General features: G+C 71.4%; 19 protein-coding genes, 1 tRNA gene, 1 pseudogene and 1 riboswitch. Of the genes and pseudogenes, 13 read left to right on the top strand and 8 right to left on the bottom strand.

Annotated features, from left to right (window positions below; genetic code table 11):
- Positions 1-60: 60 nt before the first annotated feature.
- From ACIBJH_RS44285 to rpmF, 5 genes are read left to right on the top strand one after another with little or no spacing between them, the layout of a single operon-like run.
- A complete protein-coding gene (locus tag ACIBJH_RS44285; protein WP_399122734.1) occupies positions 61-894 on the top strand; it encodes a metal ABC transporter ATP-binding protein in 834 nt (277 codons plus the stop codon).
- Entirely contained in the window at positions 881-1,786 is a 906-nt protein-coding gene (locus ACIBJH_RS44280) for a metal ABC transporter permease (protein ID WP_399122650.1), read from the top strand. The genes ACIBJH_RS44285 and ACIBJH_RS44280 overlap by 14 nt, the downstream gene beginning before the upstream one ends.
- Complete coding sequence (locus ACIBJH_RS44275) at positions 1,783-2,622, top strand: metal ABC transporter permease (RefSeq protein ID WP_399122649.1); 840 nt, start codon at positions 1,783-1,785, stop codon at positions 2,620-2,622. Before ACIBJH_RS44280 ends, ACIBJH_RS44275 begins: the two co-directional genes overlap by 4 nt.
- Positions 2,622-3,065: a Fur family transcriptional regulator gene (locus ACIBJH_RS44270; protein ID WP_399122648.1), complete on the top strand. Its 444-nt coding sequence runs from the start codon at positions 2,622-2,624 to the stop codon at positions 3,063-3,065. The genes ACIBJH_RS44275 and ACIBJH_RS44270 overlap by 1 nt, the downstream gene beginning before the upstream one ends.
- Before the next feature lie 57 nt (positions 3,066-3,122).
- Complete coding sequence (rpmF, locus tag ACIBJH_RS44265) at positions 3,123-3,293, top strand: 50S ribosomal protein L32 (RefSeq protein ID WP_093628134.1); 171 nt, start codon at positions 3,123-3,125, stop codon at positions 3,291-3,293.
- Between the two features lie 3 nt (positions 3,294-3,296).
- Here rpmF and ACIBJH_RS44260 read toward each other — a convergent pair whose 3' ends face one another.
- The gene (locus tag ACIBJH_RS44260; RefSeq protein ID WP_399122647.1) at positions 3,297-4,472 is read right to left on the bottom strand and encodes a M23 family metallopeptidase; all 1,176 of its coding nucleotides are present in this window, start codon (positions 4,470-4,472) and stop codon (positions 3,297-3,299) included.
- 187 nt (positions 4,473-4,659) lie between these two features.
- On the opposite strand from ACIBJH_RS44260, the pseudogene ACIBJH_RS44255 reads away from it, so the two are divergent.
- From ACIBJH_RS44255 to ACIBJH_RS44245, 3 genes and pseudogenes are all read left to right on the top strand, one after another.
- A pseudogene (locus ACIBJH_RS44255) lies at positions 4,660-4,964 on the top strand (aquaporin family protein); the annotation flags it as partial.
- A 21-nt stretch (positions 4,965-4,985) separates the two neighbouring features.
- Complete coding sequence (locus tag ACIBJH_RS44250; RefSeq protein WP_399122646.1) at positions 4,986-5,240, top strand: hypothetical protein; 255 nt, start codon at positions 4,986-4,988, stop codon at positions 5,238-5,240.
- Positions 5,237-5,683 carry an NUDIX domain-containing protein gene (locus ACIBJH_RS44245; RefSeq protein WP_399122645.1) on the top strand — a complete coding sequence of 149 codons (447 nt, stop codon included), beginning with the start codon at positions 5,237-5,239 and terminating at the stop codon, positions 5,681-5,683. The genes ACIBJH_RS44250 and ACIBJH_RS44245 overlap by 4 nt, the downstream gene beginning before the upstream one ends.
- 339 nt (positions 5,684-6,022) lie before the next feature.
- Here ACIBJH_RS44245 and ACIBJH_RS44240 read toward each other — a convergent pair whose 3' ends face one another.
- The 4 genes from ACIBJH_RS44240 to ACIBJH_RS44225 all read right to left on the bottom strand — a co-directional run bounded on the left by ACIBJH_RS44240 (position 6,023) and on the right by ACIBJH_RS44225 (position 10,766).
- The gene (locus tag ACIBJH_RS44240; RefSeq protein WP_399122644.1) at positions 6,023-6,970 is read right to left on the bottom strand and encodes an SGNH/GDSL hydrolase family protein; all 948 of its coding nucleotides are present in this window, start codon (positions 6,968-6,970) and stop codon (positions 6,023-6,025) included.
- Positions 6,971-7,146: 176 nt separating this feature from the next.
- Positions 7,147-9,363, bottom strand: a complete 2,217-nt coding sequence (locus tag ACIBJH_RS44235; protein ID WP_399122642.1) for an MMPL family transporter — start codon at positions 9,361-9,363, stop codon at positions 7,147-7,149.
- Between the two features lie 148 nt (positions 9,364-9,511).
- Positions 9,512-10,153, bottom strand: a complete 642-nt coding sequence (ribA, locus tag ACIBJH_RS44230; protein ID WP_399122641.1) for a GTP cyclohydrolase II — start codon at positions 10,151-10,153, stop codon at positions 9,512-9,514.
- A gap of 115 nt (positions 10,154-10,268) precedes the next feature.
- Positions 10,269-10,766, bottom strand: a complete 498-nt coding sequence (locus ACIBJH_RS44225; protein WP_200714686.1) for a MarR family winged helix-turn-helix transcriptional regulator — start codon at positions 10,764-10,766, stop codon at positions 10,269-10,271.
- Positions 10,767-10,848: 82 nt separating this feature from the next.
- Here ACIBJH_RS44225 and ACIBJH_RS44220 point away from each other — a divergent pair, with 82 nt between their 5' ends.
- Positions 10,849-11,979: a dihydrofolate reductase family protein gene (locus tag ACIBJH_RS44220; RefSeq protein WP_399122640.1), complete on the top strand. Its 1,131-nt coding sequence runs from the start codon at positions 10,849-10,851 to the stop codon at positions 11,977-11,979.
- A gap of 85 nt (positions 11,980-12,064) precedes the next feature.
- Here ACIBJH_RS44220 and ACIBJH_RS44215 read toward each other — a convergent pair whose 3' ends face one another.
- The 3 genes from ACIBJH_RS44215 to ACIBJH_RS44205 all read right to left on the bottom strand — a co-directional run bounded on the left by ACIBJH_RS44215 (position 12,065) and on the right by ACIBJH_RS44205 (position 13,910).
- On the bottom strand, positions 12,065-12,532 hold the full coding sequence (locus ACIBJH_RS44215) for an SRPBCC domain-containing protein (RefSeq protein WP_399122638.1): 468 nt from the start codon (positions 12,530-12,532) through the stop codon (positions 12,065-12,067).
- Positions 12,529-13,452: an NADP-dependent oxidoreductase gene (locus ACIBJH_RS44210; protein ID WP_399122637.1), complete on the bottom strand. Its 924-nt coding sequence runs from the start codon at positions 13,450-13,452 to the stop codon at positions 12,529-12,531. Before ACIBJH_RS44210 ends, ACIBJH_RS44215 begins: the two co-directional genes overlap by 4 nt.
- An 86-nt stretch (positions 13,453-13,538) precedes the next feature.
- The gene (locus ACIBJH_RS44205; RefSeq protein WP_359616256.1) at positions 13,539-13,910 is read right to left on the bottom strand and encodes a helix-turn-helix domain-containing protein; all 372 of its coding nucleotides are present in this window, start codon (positions 13,908-13,910) and stop codon (positions 13,539-13,541) included.
- Between the two features lie 226 nt (positions 13,911-14,136).
- On the opposite strand from ACIBJH_RS44205, the gene ACIBJH_RS44200 reads away from it, so the two are divergent.
- The 4 genes from ACIBJH_RS44200 to ACIBJH_RS44185 all read left to right on the top strand — a co-directional run bounded on the left by ACIBJH_RS44200 (position 14,137) and on the right by ACIBJH_RS44185 (position 18,082).
- A complete protein-coding gene (locus ACIBJH_RS44200; RefSeq protein WP_399122636.1) occupies positions 14,137-15,342 on the top strand; it encodes an alginate lyase family protein in 1,206 nt (401 codons plus the stop codon).
- A 52-nt stretch (positions 15,343-15,394) separates the two neighbouring features.
- Positions 15,395-15,468: transfer RNA gene (locus ACIBJH_RS44195), tRNA-Met, on the top strand.
- 126 nt (positions 15,469-15,594) lie between these two features.
- The gene (locus ACIBJH_RS44190; protein WP_399122635.1) at positions 15,595-16,743 is read left to right on the top strand and encodes a PP2C family protein-serine/threonine phosphatase; all 1,149 of its coding nucleotides are present in this window, start codon (positions 15,595-15,597) and stop codon (positions 16,741-16,743) included.
- 163 nt (positions 16,744-16,906) lie between these two features.
- Positions 16,907-17,063, top strand: a riboswitch (cyclic di-AMP (ydaO/yuaA leader).
- Positions 17,064-17,074: 11 nt separating this feature from the next.
- A complete protein-coding gene (locus ACIBJH_RS44185) occupies positions 17,075-18,082 on the top strand; it encodes a M23 family metallopeptidase (RefSeq protein WP_399122634.1) in 1,008 nt (335 codons plus the stop codon).
- The last annotated feature ends 56 nt before the right edge of the window (positions 18,083-18,138 follow it).

The raw sequence follows: 18,138 nt of genomic DNA, 5'->3' as shown, positions 1-18,138 counted from the left end.
GACACGGCCCGGCACCGCGTTCCCGCGCAACCGGCAGCCGCCGAACCGCCTTCTCCCGTCGTGTCGTTGCGCGGTGCCGCCGTGCGCGTCGGCGGCCGGACCCTGTGGTCCGGGGTCGAACTGGAGGTCGGCGCCGGGGAGTTCGTGGCCGTTCTCGGTCCCAACGGGGTCGGGAAGTCGACCCTGGTCAAGATGTTGCTCGGCATCCTGCCTCCGGCCGCCGGTGAGGTCCGCGTGCTGGGCGAGGCGCCCGGCAGCGCGGGGCACCGGGTCGGCTACCTGCCCCAGCGCCGCAGTTTCGACGCGAGCCTGCGCATCCGCGGGACCGACATCGTGCGGCTCGGCCTCGACGGTGACCGCTGGGGCGTGCCGCTGCCGTTGCCCGGCCGGTTCAGTGCCCGGCGGCGGGCGGCCCGTGACCGGGTCGCGGAGGTCGTCGAGCTGGTCGGGGCGAGCGCCTACGCGCACCGGCCGATCGGCGAGTGCTCGGGCGGCGAGCAGCAGCGGCTGCTGATCGCCCAGGCACTCGTCCGCGATCCCGAACTGCTGCTCCTGGACGAGCCGTTGGACAGTCTCGACCTGTCCCATCAGGGTGCGGTCGCCGCACTGATCGGGCGGATCTGCCGGGAGGCGGGCGTCGGGGTCGTCATGGTCGCGCACGACGTCAACCCGATCCTGCCGTGGCTGGACCGGGTGGTGTACATCGCCGAGGGCGGTGCGGTCGCCGGACGGCCGGATTACGTGATCACCACGGGGACGCTGACGCGGCTGTACGGCGTGCCGGTCGAGGTCCTGCGCACCGGCGACGGGCGGCTGGTGGTCGTCGGCCAGCCCGAGGCGCCCGCCCGTCACACCGACCGGCACGCCGAGGGAGGCCGTCGTGAACTGGGCTGACACGGGCGCCGGTTGGTCGTGGAATCCGGTGACCGACCTTCAGCAGATCTGGGCGTTCCCGTTCATGGTCAACGCCTTCCGGGCCGGTACCGTCGTGGCCGTACTGGCCGCCGTGACGGGCTGGTTCATGGTGCTGCGCCGGCAGAGTTTCGCCGGACACACGCTGGCGGTGGTCAGTTTTCCCGGTGCGGCCTGCGCGACCCTGCTGGGCATCGGCGCGGGCTTCGGCTACTTCGCGTTCTGTGTCGGCGGGGCCCTGGTGATCGCCGCGATCCCGCGCGCCGGACAGGGCGGCGGCGGCCAGGAGTCGGCACTCACCGGCACGGTCCAGGCGTTCCTGCTGGCCTGCGGATTCCTCTTCGTGGCCCTCTACAAAGGGTTCCTCGGCGGGGTCAACTCCCTTCTGTTCGGCAGCTTTCTGGGCATCACGACCGTCCAGGTGACCGAGCTGACGGTCGTGGCGGTCCTCGCGCTCGGCGCGCTGGCGGTCATCGGGCGACCGCTGCTGTTCGCCTCCGTCGACGAGGACGTCGCCGCCGGACGCGGGGTGCCGGTGCGCGCCCTGTCCGTGGTCTTCCTCGTCCTGCTCGGAGCGGCGACCGCGGAGGCGAGTCAGATCACCGGCACGCTGCTGGTGTTCGCCCTGCTGGTGATGCCCGCGGCAGCCGCCCAACAGCTCACCGCCCGGCCCGCGTTGAGCCTGGCGCTCGCGGTGGTGATCGCGCTCGCGGTGACCTGGGCCGGGCTGATCGCCGCCTACTACTCGCCGTACCCGATCGGTTTCTACGTGACGACCTTCGCCTTCGCCGGCTACGTCCTGGCCCGCGCGGGCCGCACGCTCACCACGACCGTCGGCAGGTACCGGACCGTCGGAGCGGGTGCTGTCGCATGAGCGCCTTCACCCACCCGTACTTCACGCACGCCCTGTTGGCCGGTACGGCGATCGCGCTGGCGGCCGGTCTCGTCGGGTACTTCCTGGTGCTGCGGACCCAGGTGTTCACCGGCGACGCGCTCAGCCATGTCGCGTTCACCGGGGCGCTCGCGGCCCTCGCGCTCGGCTACGACCTGCGGCTGGGGCTGTTCGCGGCGACCGTGGTGTTCGCGGTGGTGCTCGGCGCGCTGGGCCGCCGCAGCCGCGCCGACGACATCGTCATCGGCAGCCTCTTCTCCTGGATCCTGGGCCTTGGGGTCTTCTTCCTCACCCTCTACACCACGTCCCGCAACACCGGGAACGGCACCGCCGGCGTCAACGTCCTCTTCGGCTCGATCTTCGGACTCTCCGCCGGGCAGGCGCAGTTGGCGGCCGTCGTCGCGGGCGTCATCTGCCTCGCCGTGCTCGCGGTCGCCCGCCCGCTGCTGTTCGCCTCCGTCGACGAGGCGGTGGCCACGGCCCGCCGGGTGCCGGTACGACTGCTCGGCCTCGCCTTCCTGGTCCTGGTCGGCGCCTGCGCGGCCGAGGCCACCCAGGCGGTCGGCTCGCTGCTGCTGCTCGGCCTGCTCGCCGCCCCCGCGGGCGCGGCCCAACGGCTCACCGACCGGCCGTACCACGCCCTCGCCCTGTCCGCGGGACTGGCGGTGGCGGAGATGTGGGCGGGCCTCGCCCTGAGCTACTACGTCCCCCAACTGCCGCCCAGCTTCGCCATCATGGCCGTCGCCACGGCCGTCTACGCGGTCGCGCTCGCCGCCGTACGCCGGCCCCGCGCCCGCATCGGTCTCGCGGAGGCGTGATGAGCGCACCGGCCGACGACCTGGATCTCATCGGCCGCCGCACAGCCCAACGCGCCCGCGTCGTAAGGGCGTTGATCGACCACGGCGGTTTCGTCGGCGCCCGCGCCCTGCACGGCATCCTGGAGTCCTGCGGTGCGCGGGTGGGCCTCAACACCGTCTACCGCACCCTGGCCGCGCTGGTCGGCGCCGGCCGCGCCGACGTCGTACGCGACCGGGGTGGTGAACGGCTGTTCCGGCACCGGCCGTTCCCCGAGCACCAGCACTATCTGCTGTGCCGCGGCTGCGGGTTGAGCGCCCCGGTCGACTCCGAGGCGGTCGAGAACTGGGCCGAGCGGGTGGCCGAGGCCTCCGGTTTCGCGGAGGTCGAGCACACCGTCGAACTCAGCGGACTCTGTCCGCGGTGCCGGTCCGGCCGGTCCGGCCGGTCCACCCCCTCCAGTTAGTAATGACATCCATTTTCATGTAACGTCTCCCGCGACTCACCGAGCAGGAGGATTCCCATGGCCGTCCCCAAGCGGAAGATGTCCCGCAGCAACACCCGTCACCGCCGCGCCCAGTGGAAGGCGACCACGCCGACGCTCGTGCCGATCACCATCGACGGCGTCCCGTACCTGGTGCCCCAACGGCTGGCCAAGGCGTACGAGCGCGGCCTGCTGCGCCCCGAGGGCTGACCGTCAGGCAGCGCGGATCGTCCGGCCGCGGTGCAGTCGCCCGGGGACTCCGGTGAACTCCAGGTCCAGGCCGAGGCCGTCGCGTTCGGCGTGGAGGTGGAGGTGGGGTTCGGTGGTGTTGCCCGAGTTCCCCACCTCGCCGAGGAGTTGGCCCGCGCGGACGGTGTCGCCCTGGGTCACCGTCACCGAACCGGGGCGCAGATGCGCGAGTTTGACGATCTCGTGGCCGGTGTCGAGGAACACGTGGTTGCCGTACGGGGGTTGGTAGCTGATCTCGCCGGGCTGCTGGTCCCGGACGGTGTCGGCGGCGGAGATCACGCGGCCGTCGCACGGCGAGTGGACCGGGCGGCCGTACGCGGCGTAGGCGGTGAGATCGTGGCCCCGCCGGGTGCGGGTGCCGAGCGGGCCGAGGGCCACCAGGTCGAGCGCGCCGCGCTGTTCGGGCACCTGGGTGTGGTGGTTGAGCGCGCGCCCGCCGCCCTGGACGACGTACCAGGTGCCCTCCAGCGGGAACCGCAGCGGTCGCGACAGCGGCGCCCGCCAGCGGTGGCGGCGCGCGGCGGCGACCAGCCACAGTGCTGCGGAGAGGAGCGCGAGGCCGCAGGTGAGGCCCACTGCGCTGTGGCCGTTCGGCAGGCCGGGGAGCCGCCACGCGGAGGCGAGAGCCGCCACGGCACCGGCCTCGACCGTACGGCGCAGCGGGCGGGGCTGTCGCGCGGGTGCGCCGCGGCCTTCGACGATCACGTAGAAGGCCGCGAGGATCGCCATGTCACCGAGCCAGGCGGTGCGGTCGGCGGCCGTCCAGACGGTCAGGACGTTCCAGAGGGTGACCACGATCAGGTACGTCGCCCAGGTCACGGGGGTGGGCAGGCGCGGGCGACGCCGTGATGGTGCGTAGCGGGCGTCCTCGATGCGCAGCGCGGTGAGTTCCCCGTCCGGCGCGGCCTGGGCCCAGGCGCGGACCCGGCCCCGGCTGCCGGACACGATCAGTCCGTCGGGGCTGTCCCTCACCGTGTCGGGTTCCCCGACGCGGGCGAGCGTGCCGCGGACGATCCGCCGAAGGGTGTCCGTGCCGACCGCCTCCGTCACCCTCGGCGCGAGTCGCGGCCAGTCGTCCGGATCCGCCGTGAGGAAGAGCCGTAGGGCACGGGCCTCCATCGACTGCGGCGGCTCGGACATGGTCGGGGGCTCCCTTGGGCGAACCGTACGTCCGGGTGACGCCGGTTTCCGTGGTACGGCGATCACATCATCACCGCCCGGCCGGGCATCCGGGGAGTCCCAACGCCCGCCGGGCGCCGCGCTGTATCAGGCCACGTAGCTGTCGCACAACGTCGGCGTGCAACTGCCGGCCGACTCGCTCGCCGCCGGGCCGGGGCCGCGAGAGGTCGCCGCGTACGTCCCCGCGCAGGTCGGCGCGGCGATCGCGGGCGCGGTGCCGGCGAACGCCATGTTCGCCGAGCCGGTGGTGCGGTTCGCCGGCCATCTGTGGCCGGCCGGTTCACCTCCTCGACCGCCTTCGCGAACCCTGCCGTCACCGTCGGCCGCGCCTTCACCGACACGTTCGCGGGGATCGCGCCCGGCTTCGTCGTACCGTTCGTCGGGGCGCAACTGCTGGGCGCCGTGGTCGGGTTGGCCGCGGTGGCCGTGGTCCCCAACCCCGCCCCCTCCTGACCGACCGCAAGGACACCCACCATGGCCCAGAGCTCCACCGCCCCCCGTCCGCCAGTCCTGTTGTTCGTCTGTGTCCACAACGCCGGCCGTTCCCAGATGAACGGCGGCTTCCTCACCCATCTCGCCGATGAACGGGTCGAGGTCCGGTCGGCGGGTTCGGCTCCCGCCGGCAGGGTCAACCCGGCGGGCCGGGGCGTGGACGCCGTACGGCCCGTCCGCGAGGAGATCGAGCGCCGGGTACGCGGTCTGCTCGCCGAACTCGGAATCGCCGCATGACCCTTCTCGTCGCCGCCGTCATCGTCCACGACAGGGCCGAGGGCCGGGTCGTCCTCATTCAGCGGGGCGAGCAGGCCAAGTTCGGCCGTGGCATGTGGGACCTCCCCGTCGGCAAGAACGAACCCGGCGAGCCCGTCACCGAGACCGCCGTGCGCGAGCTGTACGAGGAGACCGGGATCGTCGTGTCGCCGGAGTCCCTGAAGGTCGTGCACCTCGTCCATGCCGCCGGGGGAGTGGGCGCACCGCACGGCTTCCTCACCGTCGTCTTCGTCACCGACAAGTGGTCCGGCGACCCCGAGAACCGCGAACCCCTCAAGCACGCCCAGGTCCGCTGGGTCCAGGTCGACGCCGTACCGGAGGAGTTCGTACGGGGAAACGGGCAGGCGCTACGGCAGTACCTGGACGGAGTCGAAGCGCGGGTGTCGCCGTACGGGTGGGAGTAGGCGGAGCCCCGCGTTACCTCTCAGGTGTGAACCTGGCCGTCTCCCGCGTGGCTGGATCCGGTCTTCGGGGCCCCGTACGGACACCGGGCTCGTGGCGTCGGGAGGTGTCTCGTTCTGTGGGTCCGGGCGTCTCGGACCCGACTGGTGGCGCGTTTCTCCCGTATGTGCATATTCAACATATATAGTCCGACGCCCAGTGGGGATTGCCACGGGACGAACACGGTGTCCGACACTCGGCACCGCACGACCAGGCAGGCGGCCACACCCGCCTGGTCCGGACGCACCGCCGAGCCGCACTCGCCCCAGCCGCCTCTGAGGATCGGACCGTGAACGCCCCCTCTACAGCGCCGACTTGACCGCCCGCAGTACCGCCTCCGCCATCCCCCGCTCCCCCCGAGCGTTCGGATGCACCGGTGCCGCCGGGTCGGCCGGTACGAGTGGTTCGATCCAGCGGGTGTTCTTCGCCGTGCAGGCGTTGTGGTCGGCGGACGGGGTGTACGTGTCGACGTAGGCGACCCCCGCCGTCGAAGCCCGTTGCCGCAGTGTGGTGTTGAGTTGTTGTTCCTTCTCGCGGAGGTAGGTCACGTCGCCCGGTGCGAGGGGCATTTCGCGGCCGCAGTCGGCGCCGTCGGTCGGCAGGATCGCCGGGTAGGAGACGACGTAGACGCGGGCCTCGGGGGCGCGGCGTTTCACCTCGGTCAGGATCCGGGTGAGCCGGTCGCCGGCCGTGGTGATCTTCTTCGTTACGGCGGCGGAGCCGGCCTCGCGGGCGCAGGGCGCGTCTTCCGTGAAGTACTTGCCGCTGCCGGTGAGTCGGTAGACGGCGCCCATGGCTACGCACCGTTTGATCATCGAGCTGAAGCCGATGTCGTTGCCGCCGATGCCGACCGTCACCAGGCGGGTGTCCGACGAAAGTGCCCTGAGTTGGGGCGGGTTGGTGCCGTTGTCGGTGTGCTGGGCTGAGGTGAGGTCGGCCGTGGTGGCGCCGCTGCAGCTCACGTCGCGGAACTTGCCGCCCTTCAGGCCGAGTTCGGCGGCCACGAGGGCCGGGTAGTTGCCGGCGGAGCGGTCGCAGCCGGCGGGGGTGCCGGTGGGGTCGGTGATGCCGGGGCCTGCGGTGTAGGAGTCGCCCAGGGCCACGTACGGGCCCTTCGACGTCGTCGAGTAGGTGACGCCGGAGTGGCTGTCGTCGCTGGTTCCGTCGTCGTCGCGGGTGACCAGGACCACCGTGAGCAGCGTGCCGCAGGCGAGGAGCCCGGCCACCCCGGCCTGCACTGAGGTTTTCATCGAAGTGCCCTCTCTTGCCGTCTCTGAAGGGTGAGTTGTGGACGTCCGCGGGCCCGGCGACGGGCGGGGGGAGTGCCCCGTCGCCGGGCCCGGGACTTGCGCCGGGTCCCCGTCCCCACGGGATCCGGGCGCCGCGGGGCCGCCTCCGCTCTCGGCGGCCCCGGTCTGCGGGGTCCCTACGGGACCGGTGTGAGGTGGACGGTCGGGGTGTCGGTGGACTCAGCCGCCGGTGCCGGGACCTTGCGGCTCAGGGCCTCGCCCTCGACGTCCATGCGGGGGAGGACCCGGTCGAGCCAACTCGGCAGGTACCAGGCCTTGTTGCCGAGCAGCGCCAGGACCGCCGGCACGATCGCCATCCGGACCACGAACGCGTCGAACAGGACCGCGATGGCCAGCCCGAAGCCGATCATCTTGATCATCGAGGCGCCCGCGCCGATGAAGCCCGAGAACACCGCCATCATGATCAGCGCGGCGGCCACGACCACCCGGGCGCTGTGCCGGAACCCGGAGACGATCGCCTGGCCGGGGCCGTCCCCGTGGACGTACGCCTCACGCATCCGGGAGACCAGGAACACCTCGTAGTCCATGGCGAGTCCGAAGACGATGCCCACCAGGAAGATCGGCATCAGGCTCATGATCGGGCCGGTCTGGTCGACGCCCAGCCAGGACGCCAGGTGGCCTTCCTGGAAGACCGCGACCACCGCGCCGAGCGCCGCGAGCACCGAGAGGAGGAAGCCGAGCGCCGCCTTGAGCGGCACGAGCAGCGAGCGGAAGACCAGGAGCAGGAGGACGATCGCCAGGCCCACCACCAGCGCCAGGTACGGGATCAGCGCGTCCTGGACCTTCTGCGCCACGTCGATGTTCAGCGCGGTCGTCCCGGTGACCTCGAAGCTCGCGCCGGAGGCCTGAGCCTCGATCCCCGATCGTTCGTCGCGGATCGTCTGGACGAGCTGCTTGGTCTTCTCGTCGGTGGGGCTGGTGGCGGGGGTCGCGGAGAACACCGCTGTGTCGCCTGCCGAGTTGAAGCGCGCCGGGGAGACGGAGACCACCCCGTCCGTGGCCGCTATCTCCTTCGAGATCGTCGCTACGGCGGTCTTCGCGTCGCCCGCCTTCTTGGCGTCCACGACGATGGTCAGCGGGCCGTTGAAGCCGGGGCCGAAGCCCTCGGCGAGGTCGTCGTAGGCGCGGCGTTCGGTGGTGGCGGTGGATTTCGCCTCGTCGCCGGGCATGCCGAGCTGGAGGTCGAGGGCGGGCAGGGCCATCGCGCCGAGGCCCACGACTCCGAGCAACAGGACGGGGATCGGGCGGCGTACGACGATCCGGGCCCAACGGCTGCCGCCGTTCTCGCCGTTGCCGCGCTTGGGCTTCTTCTTGCGGTCGTGGCGGGAGAGGACGGCGTTCGGCCAGAAGCCGAGGACCGCGGGGACCAGGGTGAGGCAGATCAGGACGGCGAGGAGGACCGCGCCGGCCGCCGCGAGGCCCATCTTCGTCAGCATCGGGATGCCGACCACGGACAAACCGGCTAGAGCGATGACAACAGTTAGACCGGCGAACACAACTGCCGAACCTGCCGTGGCGGCGGCCAGTCCCGCCGCCTCCCTCGGGGCGTGCCCCTTCGCGCGCTCCTCCCGGTAGCGCGATACGACGAAGAGCGCGTAGTCGATGCCACAGGCGAGGCCGAGCATCGTAGCGAGGGTGCCGGTGGTCTCGGAGAGGCCGAAGGCGCTGCCCAGGGCGAGGATCGCGGACATGCTGATGCCGACACCGAGGATCGCGGTGAGGAGCGGAAGCCCCGCGGCGGCCAGGGAACCGAAGGTGATGAGGAGGACGATCGCGGCTATCGCGATGCCGATGGCTTCGGCGCTGCCGCCCGCCGCGGGCTGGGTGGCGAGCGCGTCGCCGCCGACCTCGACGGTCAGGCCCGCGTCCCGGGCCGTGTCGATGGCCCGCTCCAGATGGGTCTTGGCGGCGCCGGTGAGATCGTCGGCCTTCACCTTGAAGGTGACGGTGGAGTACGCCGTGGAAGCGTCCTTGCTCACCGCCTTCGCGGTGAACGGGTCGACGGCGGAGGCGACTTGGGAACCGTCGGCGGCCTCGGTGACCAGCTTCTCGATCGCCGCCTTGTTCTCGGTGGCGGTGACCTTCTCGCCGTTCGGGGCGACGAAGACGATCCGCGCGCTCGCGCCGTCGGCCGCCGTGCCCGGGAAGCGCTGCTCCAGCAGGTCGAAGGCCTTCTGCGACTCGATGCCCGGCATCGTGAAGCCGTCGTCGGGAGCGGCGGGGGCCTTGGTGGCGGCGAATCCGACGGCGCCGAGGACCGCCACCCACAGGAGGGTGACGAACCAGCGCCACCGGAAGGCCGTGCGGCCCAAGTGATAAAGGAGAGTTGCCATGGCTGGGGAAGGCCTCCACGTCGGCGGTCGGTCGAGATCCGGATCGAGTGCGTGATCGTGGTCTCAACACTTCCGCCGACGGCCTTCCGCCACGAGGGAGTGCCCTCCCGAATGGATGGTGTAGCCCGCTACACCATCCGCGTGCGGCTCAGCCCACGTTCAGCTCGGTCAGCCGGCCCAGCGGGAGGGTGTGGTGGGTCTGCAGGACCTTCGCGCGTAGATACCGGACGTTGTGGGGCGTGGTGAACACTCCGGTCGGGACGCGGTCGTGCACGTCGATGCCCAGGCCGCGCAACTGGTCGGCCTTGTCCGGGTTGTTGGACAGCAGGTCCAGCTCGTCGATCCCCAGGGCCTGGAGCATCTGGGCGGCGGCCGTGTAGTCGCGGGCGTCCTCGGGGAGGCCGAGCGCGGTGTTGGCGGCGTAGGTGTCGAGGCCCTGGTCCTGGAGGGCGTACGCGTCGAGCTTGTTGTAGAGGCCGATGCCCCGGCCCTCCTGGCGCAGGTAGAGCAGCACGCCGCCGCGGTCGGCGATGCGCTCGACGGCCTCGCGCAGCTGGGGGCCGCAGTCGCAGCGGGCGGAGCCGAAGACGTCTCCGGTCAGGCACTCGGAGTGCAGCCGGACCAGCGGGGTGGTGCCGGGGGCCGGATCGCCGAGCACGACGGCGAGATGTTCCTGGCCGTCGGTCAGGCCGTGGAAGGTGACGAGTTCGGTGTCGACGCTGTAGCCGTCGTGGAAGCGCAGCGGTACCCGGACGCGGGCACGCGGGGTGGCGGCGGGGAAGTCGGGCATGCGGGTCTCCGAGTCCGAAGGGTGACGTAGCGATGTGCTTCAAAACTGAAGCACATCCACGATCACGGACCCTACCTCATGCTTGAAATTTGAAGCAACAGATTTGTGTGCCGGCTCACGAACACGGAGGCGTGGAGCGGCGGCGCCACGGCACGTCCTCCGGAGTCTCCAGCGCCCGCGCGATGCCCGTACTGATCTCCTCCAGCTGCCCCACCTGCTCCGGGGTGAGATGGTCGAAGATCGCGGCCCGGACGGTCTCGACATGCCCCGGGGCCGACCGCACCAGCACGGCCATCCCCTCGTCGGTCAGGATCGCCGTACTGCCCCGCTTGTCCGACGGACACCCCTCCCGCCGCACCAGCCCGTCCTTCTCCAGCCGGGTCACGGCGTACGTCAGCCGGCTCCGGGTGATCTTCGACTTCTCGGCGAGGTCGGTCATCCGCAGCCGGTGGTCCGGTACGTCGGAGAGGTTGGCGAGGATGGAGTAGTAGAGGTGGGGCATGCCGGCCTCCTGCTGGAGCTGCCGGTCGATCGCGTCCTCCAGGAGGTGCGTGGCGGCGATGTAGGCGCGCCAGGCGCGCTGCTCCTCTGCGGTGAGCCAGCGAGTCGTCATGCCCCCAGTGTAGGTTTGTTTCAAACTTGAACCAAGCCCCGCCGTTCCGCCAAGCCCCGCCGGTCTCCAGGAGAGCGCGTCGATGTCCCTGCCCCACGTCCTGCTGTCCGCCGCCGTCTCCCTCGACGGCTACCTCGACGACACCGGCCCCGACCGGCTGCTCCTCTCCAGCCCCGCCGACTTCGACCGCGTCGACGAGGTCCGCGCGTCCGTCGACGCGATCCTCATCGGCGCCGGCACCATCCGCGCGGACAACCCCCGCCTGCTCGTGAACTCCCCGGAGCGCCGCGCGGCCCGCATCGCCGCCGGCAAGCCGGAGTACCCCCTCAAGGTCACGGTCAGCGGCTCCGGCGACCTGGACCCGGCCGCCAACTTCTGGCACACGGGCGGCGACAAACTCGTCTGTACGACGGACAAGGGAGCGGAGCGAGCCCGCCAACTCGGCCTCGCCGCCGACGTGTTCGCCCTCGGCCCCGAACTCGACTGGCGCCGGCTGCTCGAACACCTCCACTCCGTAAAGGGAGTTGACCGCCTGATGGTCGAGGGCGGCGGCACGATCCACACCCAGCTCCTCCAGCAGGGTCTGGCCGACGAACTCCAACTCGTCCTGTCCCCCCTCTTCGTGGGCACCCCGGACGCCCCCCGCCTCTTCGGCCCGGGCACGTACCAGTCCGGCCGCCTGCGCCTGCTGGAGACCCGCCCCATCGAGGACGTCGTCCTCATGCGCTACGAACCCACCGCCCCCGGCACCGGCGACCTCCCCTCCGCCGCCGACCACCACTGGCTCGCCCTCGCCTGCGACCTGGCCGCGGACTGCCCGCCCTCGGAGACGGCCTTCAGCGTCGGCGCGGTGGTGGTCGGGGCCGACGGCACGGAACTGGCCCGCGGCCACTCCCGCGAGGCCGGCGACCCGGTGGTCCACGCGGAGGAGGCGGCCCTCGCCAAGCTGGACCCGGCGGACCCGCGCCTCGCGACTGCCACGGTCTACACGAGCCTCGAACCCTGCACCCACCGCGCCTCCCGCCCCAAGCCCTGCGCCCGCCTGATCCTCGACGCGGGCGTACGACGCGTGGTGACGGCGTGGCGCGAGCCGGACACGTTCGTGACGGCGGCCGACGGAAGCGGGGCGCTGGCCGCGCAGGGGGTCTCCGTGGTCGTACTCCCGGAGTACGAGGAGCGGGCGAAGGCGCCGAACCGGCATCTGTCCGGCTGAGCCGGGACCCCTTCCCGAAAAAGTGTGTCACTTTCCGCGAAAGCGACACACTTTTTGGGGGACGCCTACCTCCCCCGCTCCACGATCACCGACCCTCCACATGCGCCCGCAGGGCGGCGCCGTACCGCGCGTACTCCTCCCCGAGCCGGCCCAGTGCCGGGACGAGTCCGGCGGCGGTGGCTCCGAAGAACTCCTCCGAGTCGGTCAACTCTGTGCCACCGTCCGGCAGTTGGGCGAGCGTGAACGAATGCCTGCCGAGGACCGCGTCGAGGGACCCGCCCTCCCAGACCAGCCGCCGGGGAGCCGCCACCTCGACGATCCTCATCGTCACGTCCTGACCGCCGCCCGCGCCGTCCGAGACCCGGCCCGGAACCACCGCCCCGACCACCACCCGCTCGGGCCGCGCGTCGAGAGACAGCACCGGGTGCCACCGCGCGTACTGGTCGAACGTCACGAGCACGCGCCATACGGCCTCCGTCGGAGCGGCGATCGTGGTCACCGCGGTGACCACGATCGGCTCCTTGCGGGGCCCCGTGCCGGTCGCGGTGTTCACGGGACCAGTACGATCCGGCCGCGCAGGCCGCCCCGGGCCAGGCGGGCGTGGGCCTCGGCGGCCTGCGCCAGCGGATACACCTGGGCGACGCGCGGTGTCAGCACGCCGACCTCGGCGAGTGCGGAGAGATGTGCGAGCCGGGACGCGTCGGGACCGGCGGTGGTGTGGCGCACCACCACGCCCCGCTCCGGCGCCGGCAGCACGTCCAGCCGCACGCTCACGTAGACCCCGCCGTCCCGGACGGCCGCCATCGCGGGTGCGCCCAGCGCCGCCGCGTCGAGCACGCCGTCCACACCCTCCGGCACCAACCGCCGTACCGCCGGGCCCGGTTCCTCGTTGCGGGACACGAACCAGGTGGCGCCCCGAGCGCGCAGATACTCCTCGTCCTCGGGCCGCCCCTGCGCGACGATCCGCACGCCCCGGGTCCGGGCCAGCTCCACGGCGTAGCCGCCGACGGCCCCGCCGGCGCCGGTGATCAGCAAGGTGTCGCGGGGGCGCAGCGGGAGGTGGTCCAGGGCCAGCGAGGCCGTCGTCGCGTTGAGCGGGATCGTCGCCGCGAGCGTCGGGTCCATGCCCTCCGGGGCGGGGGCGAGGGAGTTGAGGTCGGTCACGAGGTACTCGGCCTGGGCCTTCGTGGGACGCAGCACGGGGGCGTCGAACACGATCACCGGAGTGCCGACCGCAAGGAGCACACCCGGGCCGACGGCGTCGATGGTCCCGGCGGCGTCCAGCCCGAGACCGGTGTGGTCGACCTCCGGCATCGGCCCGAAGTACCCGGCCCACACCGCGGAGTCGGCGGGATTGAGCGCGGCGGCGGCGACCTTGACGCGGACCTCCAGGGGACCCGGTTCCGGCAGCGGGACCTCCAGGACCTCGACGGCCTCGGGTCCCCCGGTCTTCCTGACGACTGCTGCGCGCATGATATTCGCTCTTCCGTTTGCGAAATAGAATCACTCAAACGGTAGGTGCGTTGCGATCGATTCGTAAGGAGGCACTTTTAAGTGCGTTACACCCCCGCGTCGTAGCGGGCCCGCGCCTCGTCGACCTCGCCGGTCTTCTCGGCGGCCCAGTCGCGCACCTGGGACAGCAGGCCGTACAGACCCTGCCCGAGCGGGGTCAGTTCGTAGTCGACGCGCACCGGCACGGACGGTGTGACCGTCCGCCGCACCATGCCGTCGCGCTCCAGCATCCGCAGGGTCTGGGTCAGCATCTTCTGGCTGACGCCCGGGATTTCGCGGCTGATGTGGTTGTATCGCATCGCGTCACCGTGGGACCCGAGGGTGCACACCGCCAGGCTGACCCACCGGTTGCTGATCGTCGAGAGCAGGGCCACCGCGGGGCAGTCGCGCAGGTACTCCTCGTACGCCTTCGTGGTCATCGTCGCTCCAGTCCCTCCCGCCAGGGAGTAACGCACTCAAAAGTGCCTACTTACCAGTCGATCGTAACTCACCTAGTATGCATTGAGTTGCCATTCGCAAATCCACGGGTACCTATCAGACATCCGTCCAGGGCGGGTGACCGATCGGCCCATCAGATCCTGCGCCCCACCGCCCACCGGGTCACGCTCACAGGGAACCGGTGCGGACAAGGCGGAGGTAGGACACATGAGGGCAGTGGCGGTGCTGGGCGCGTCCGTGGCCGTAGGGCTTCTCGCCTCGTGCGGGGCGGCGGACACCGGTACGCGGACCATGGCACGGGCGCTGCCCGCCGGCGCGGCGTTCACGCATCCCGGAGTGCTGGTCAGCAAGGCGCAGCTGGACGCCGTACGGAAGAACGTGGCGGCCGGGAAGCAGCCCTGGCTCAAGGCGTACTTCGGGATGCGGGACAGCAAGTACGGGTCGTACAAGTACACGGCGAAGCCCTACGCCGACGTCGACTGCCCCTGGAACGGCAAGGCCGCGCACGGGTGTGTCGAGGAGCGCGAGGACGCGATCGCGGCGTACACGCAGGCGCTGCTGTTCAGCATCACGGGCAAGGAGCACCACGCGCTCAAGGCGCGGGAGATCATGGACGACTGGTCGGCCAGGATGAAGGAGCACACCTCCGAGGACGCCGGGCTGCAGACGGCGTGGGCCGGGTCGACGTGGGCGCGGGCGGCGGAGATCGTGCGGTACGCGCCGGGGGCCGGGTGGCCGGAGGACCGGGTGCAGCGGTTCGCGACCATGCTGCGCACCGCGTACCAGCCCGAGGTGACGAAGGACCTGCCGGACTACAACGGCAACTGGGACCTCGCGATGACGGACGCGGCGATCGGTATCGCCGTCTTCCTCGACGACCACAGGGCCTTCGACGCGGCCGTCGCCCGCTTCCGCGACCGCGTGCCCGCCTACTTCTACCTGGAGAAGGACGGCAAGGTGCCGCTCACCCCGGCCCGCTCCACCGTCACCACTCCGCAGAAGCTCACGACGTACTGGTTCAAGCAGACCACCTTCAAGGACGGCATCGCCCAGGAGACCTGCCGCAACTTCAAGCACGTCGGGTACTCGCTCGCCGCCACCGGGCACATCGCCGAGACCGCCTGGCACCAGGGCGTCGACCTCTACGACGGCGTCAAGGACCGGCTCCGGGCGGCCCTCGAATTCCACTCCCGCTACCAGCTCGGCGAGGCCGCGCCCGCCTGGCTGTGCGGCGGCAAGGTCGACCGGAACATGGGGCCCGACCTGGAGGTTCCGCTCAACCACCTGGAGGACCGGCTCGGCATGAAGGTGCCCGCCGCGCACAAGCTCGCCGAGACGACCCGGCCGGCCGGCAGCGACGACCTCTTCGTCTCCTGGGAGACCCTCACGCACGCCGGTAACCCCGCCGACTGAAACGTGTGTGACATCGGACCCCGCGGATGGCGTATAGTTGCAATCACAACGGCGCGGGGTGGAGCAGCTCGGTAGCTCGCTGGGCTCATAACCCAGAGGTCGCAGGTTCAAATCCTGTCCCCGCTACTCAAGACTGAGGGCCGGAATCCGGAAACGGATTCCGGCCCTCAGTGTTTTCCCCCCGGTCGGCCCACCCCGCTCGCAGCCCTCCCCCCACCGGGAAAAACTGGAGGCGTGGAGGAGGGTCCGTATGTGCGAGCCGGCGGGCGCCTGCCCGGCGATCCCGTGCCCGACCCCGGTCTCGGTCCCGGTCTCGGCCCCGACGAGGAACGGCGGACCGCCCGCGTCCTCGCCCTCGTCCGCCGGCTGCCCGCCCTGCTGCTGATCGTCGGGGCCTGCTACGACTACCTCACCCCGCAGGACTTCACGGCGGCCCCCTTCTTCACCGCCGCCCCGCTCGTCGCCGCCCCCCTCTACTCCCGACGCGGCACCGTCCTCACCGGCCTCGCCGCGCTCGTCGTCGTCCTCGCCGTCCACATCAGGCTCGGCATCGTCCTGCGCATCGACGCGGTCACCGAGGTGGCCACCGTGGCGACGGTCGCCGGTCTCGCCGTCCTCATCAACGCCCTCGTCCGCCGCAGCAGCGAACAGCTCGCCTCCGTACGCGAGATCGCCGAGGCCGCCCAGCGCGCCGTACTGCCCGAACCGGCCGAGCGCATCGGCGGGTTCGAGATCGCCGCGCGCTACGAGGCCGCGCAGGAGGGCGCGTTCATCGGCGGCGACCTGTACGCGGTGCAGGACACCCCGCACGGCGTACGGCTGGTCGTGGGCGACGTACGCGGGAAGGGCATGGGCGCGGTCGCCGCCGTCGCGGTGGTCATCGGGGCGTTCCGGGAGGCCGCCGAGCAGGAGAGCACCCTGGAGGCGGTCGCGCAGCGGCTGGAGCGGGCGCTCGCGCGCGAGGGCACCCGGCGCGACGGGCTCGACGCGTTCGAGGGGTTCACCACGGCCGTCCTCGCCGAACTCCCGCACGGCGACGGCGTCTTGCGGATCGTCGACCGGGGCCACCCGCCGCCGTTGCTCCTGCACGCGGACGGCACCGTGGACACCCTGCTCGTCAAGGAGCCCGCACTGCCGCTGGGGATGGGGGAGTTGGGGTTCTGGCCCGACCGGGCCGAGGAGTTCGCGTTCCCCGGCGGCGCCACCCTGCTCCTGTACACCGACGGTCTGTCCGAGGCCCGGGACTGCCACGGCGTGTTCTACGACCCGGGGGAGCGGCTGGCCGGGCGGACCTTCCGCAGCCCCGAGGCGCTGCTCGGCCTCCTCGCCAAGGAGGTGCGCCGCTACTCCGGGGGCGGGATGACGGACGACATGGCGATGATCGCCGTACGCCGTCCATGACCGGTCGACGACCGGTCAACTCACCCGTTTTTCGCCGTTCGTGGGCTCTTCGTCCTGCAAGGAAAGGTTAATGATCAAGCGAACGGGCTTGGAAACGGGCGCCCGTGTCTATTAACGTTCGATAACGCAGCACGGTCGTCCCAGCCGTCACAAGAGACAGCTCCGTGCGCACGCGCCGAATCCCGCGAGGGAACCGGGGAACCACCACTTGGGGTGAATCGCACGTCGACAGTCGTGGGAACACGACCGGTTTACGCGCGTAGGAGACCTTCCTGCTCCGAACCCGTCAGCTAACCCGGTAGGCGAGAAGGAAGGAAAGGAGCACGCCCACGTGGCGTCCAACCAGGCTGCCCCAGAAGCCCCGTTCGTCTACGGCGGTTTCCGCCCCGACGAGGGCCCCTGGGAGGAGTGGAACCCCAGCGCGGAGTCCGTTCTTCCCAACCGCGGCAAGCACCGTGTCGCCAAGCAGCGTGGTGGCGGGGGATTCGCCCGCAGCTCCACCGTCCTGGGCGTCGGTGTCATAGCCGCCGTCAGCGCCGGCGGGATGGCCAGCGCGAACACCGGCAAGCCGCCGGTCTCGATCTCCATGCCGGACCTGCCCAACGTGGGCCACCTGCTGGACGACTCCTCCAGTACGCCGAAGGGTTCCGCGACCGCGCTCAGCAGCGTCGGCGTGACCACCACCGAGACCGCCAAGGGCACCTCGGACGCGGGCGAACTGCTGCGCAACCGGATCATGGAACAGGCCGAGCTGCAGCAGCTCCAGGTCGACGGCAAGTCCCAGGCCGCCGCCGAGGCCGCCGTCGCCAAGCAGGTCGACGCCGCCGCCGCGAAGGCCGAGCAGGACGCCGCGCAGAAGGCCGCCGACGCCAAGAAGGCCGCGGAGGCCGCCGCCAAGAAGAAGGCCGAGGCCGCGAAGCTCGCCGCCCTCGCCAAGCAGTACACGCTGCCGGTCGCCTCGTACACGATCACCGGCACCTTCGGCCAGGCCGGCTCCATGTGGTCCTCCGGCTACCACACCGGACTCGACTTCGCCGCCCCCACCGGCACGCTGATCAAGGCCATCCACAGCGGCACGGTCACCGAGGCGGGCTGGGCGGGGTCCTACGGCTACCGCACGATCCTCACCCTCGACGACGGCACCGAGCTGTGGTTCTGCCACCAGTCCTCGATCAACGTCAGCGTCGGCCAGAAGGTCGCCACCGGTGACGTCATCGGCCGCGTGGGCGCCACCGGCAACGTGACCGGGCCGCACCTCCACCTTGAGGTCCACATCAACGGCGCCGCCACCGCCAGCGACCCGGCGCCCTGGCTGCGCAGCAAGGGCCTCAACCCCTGAGGTCCCCGAGATCTCTGGATCACCCGTTGGAATATCCGGTTCCGGTCCGGCAGTTG

This window comes from Streptomyces sp. NPDC050548 (assembly GCF_044457385.1).
In the GTDB taxonomy this organism is placed as follows: domain Bacteria; phylum Actinomycetota; class Actinomycetes; order Streptomycetales; family Streptomycetaceae; genus Streptomyces.
Note: the sequence above shows the minus strand (reverse complement) of the source record. Positions and strands in the feature narration are given on the sequence as shown.

Coding starts and splice junctions, on each gene's coding strand:
- ACIBJH_RS44275 (WP_399122649.1), top strand. CDS start 1,783: ATGAGCGCCTTCACCCACCCGTACTTCACGCACGCCCTGTTGGCCGGT.
- ACIBJH_RS44270 (WP_399122648.1), top strand. CDS start 2,622: ATGAGCGCACCGGCCGACGACCTGGATCTCATCGGCCGCCGCACAGCC.
- rpmF (WP_093628134.1), top strand. CDS start 3,123: ATGGCCGTCCCCAAGCGGAAGATGTCCCGCAGCAACACCCGTCACCGC.
- ACIBJH_RS44260 (WP_399122647.1), bottom strand. CDS start 4,472: ATGTCCGAGCCGCCGCAGTCGATGGAGGCCCGTGCCCTACGGCTCTTC.
- ACIBJH_RS44250 (WP_399122646.1), top strand. CDS start 4,986: ATGGCCCAGAGCTCCACCGCCCCCCGTCCGCCAGTCCTGTTGTTCGTC.
- ACIBJH_RS44245 (WP_399122645.1), top strand. CDS start 5,237: ATGACCCTTCTCGTCGCCGCCGTCATCGTCCACGACAGGGCCGAGGGC.
- ACIBJH_RS44240 (WP_399122644.1), bottom strand. CDS start 6,970: ATGAAAACCTCAGTGCAGGCCGGGGTGGCCGGGCTCCTCGCCTGCGGC.
- ACIBJH_RS44235 (WP_399122642.1), bottom strand. CDS start 9,363: ATGGCAACTCTCCTTTATCACTTGGGCCGCACGGCCTTCCGGTGGCGC.
- ribA (WP_399122641.1), bottom strand. CDS start 10,153: ATGCCCGACTTCCCCGCCGCCACCCCGCGTGCCCGCGTCCGGGTACCG.
- ACIBJH_RS44225 (WP_200714686.1), bottom strand. CDS start 10,766: ATGACGACTCGCTGGCTCACCGCAGAGGAGCAGCGCGCCTGGCGCGCC.
- ACIBJH_RS44220 (WP_399122640.1), top strand. CDS start 10,849: ATGTCCCTGCCCCACGTCCTGCTGTCCGCCGCCGTCTCCCTCGACGGC.
- ACIBJH_RS44210 (WP_399122637.1), bottom strand. CDS start 13,452: ATGCGCGCAGCAGTCGTCAGGAAGACCGGGGGACCCGAGGCCGTCGAG.
- ACIBJH_RS44205 (WP_359616256.1), bottom strand. CDS start 13,910: ATGACCACGAAGGCGTACGAGGAGTACCTGCGCGACTGCCCCGCGGTG.
- ACIBJH_RS44200 (WP_399122636.1), top strand. CDS start 14,137: ATGAGGGCAGTGGCGGTGCTGGGCGCGTCCGTGGCCGTAGGGCTTCTC.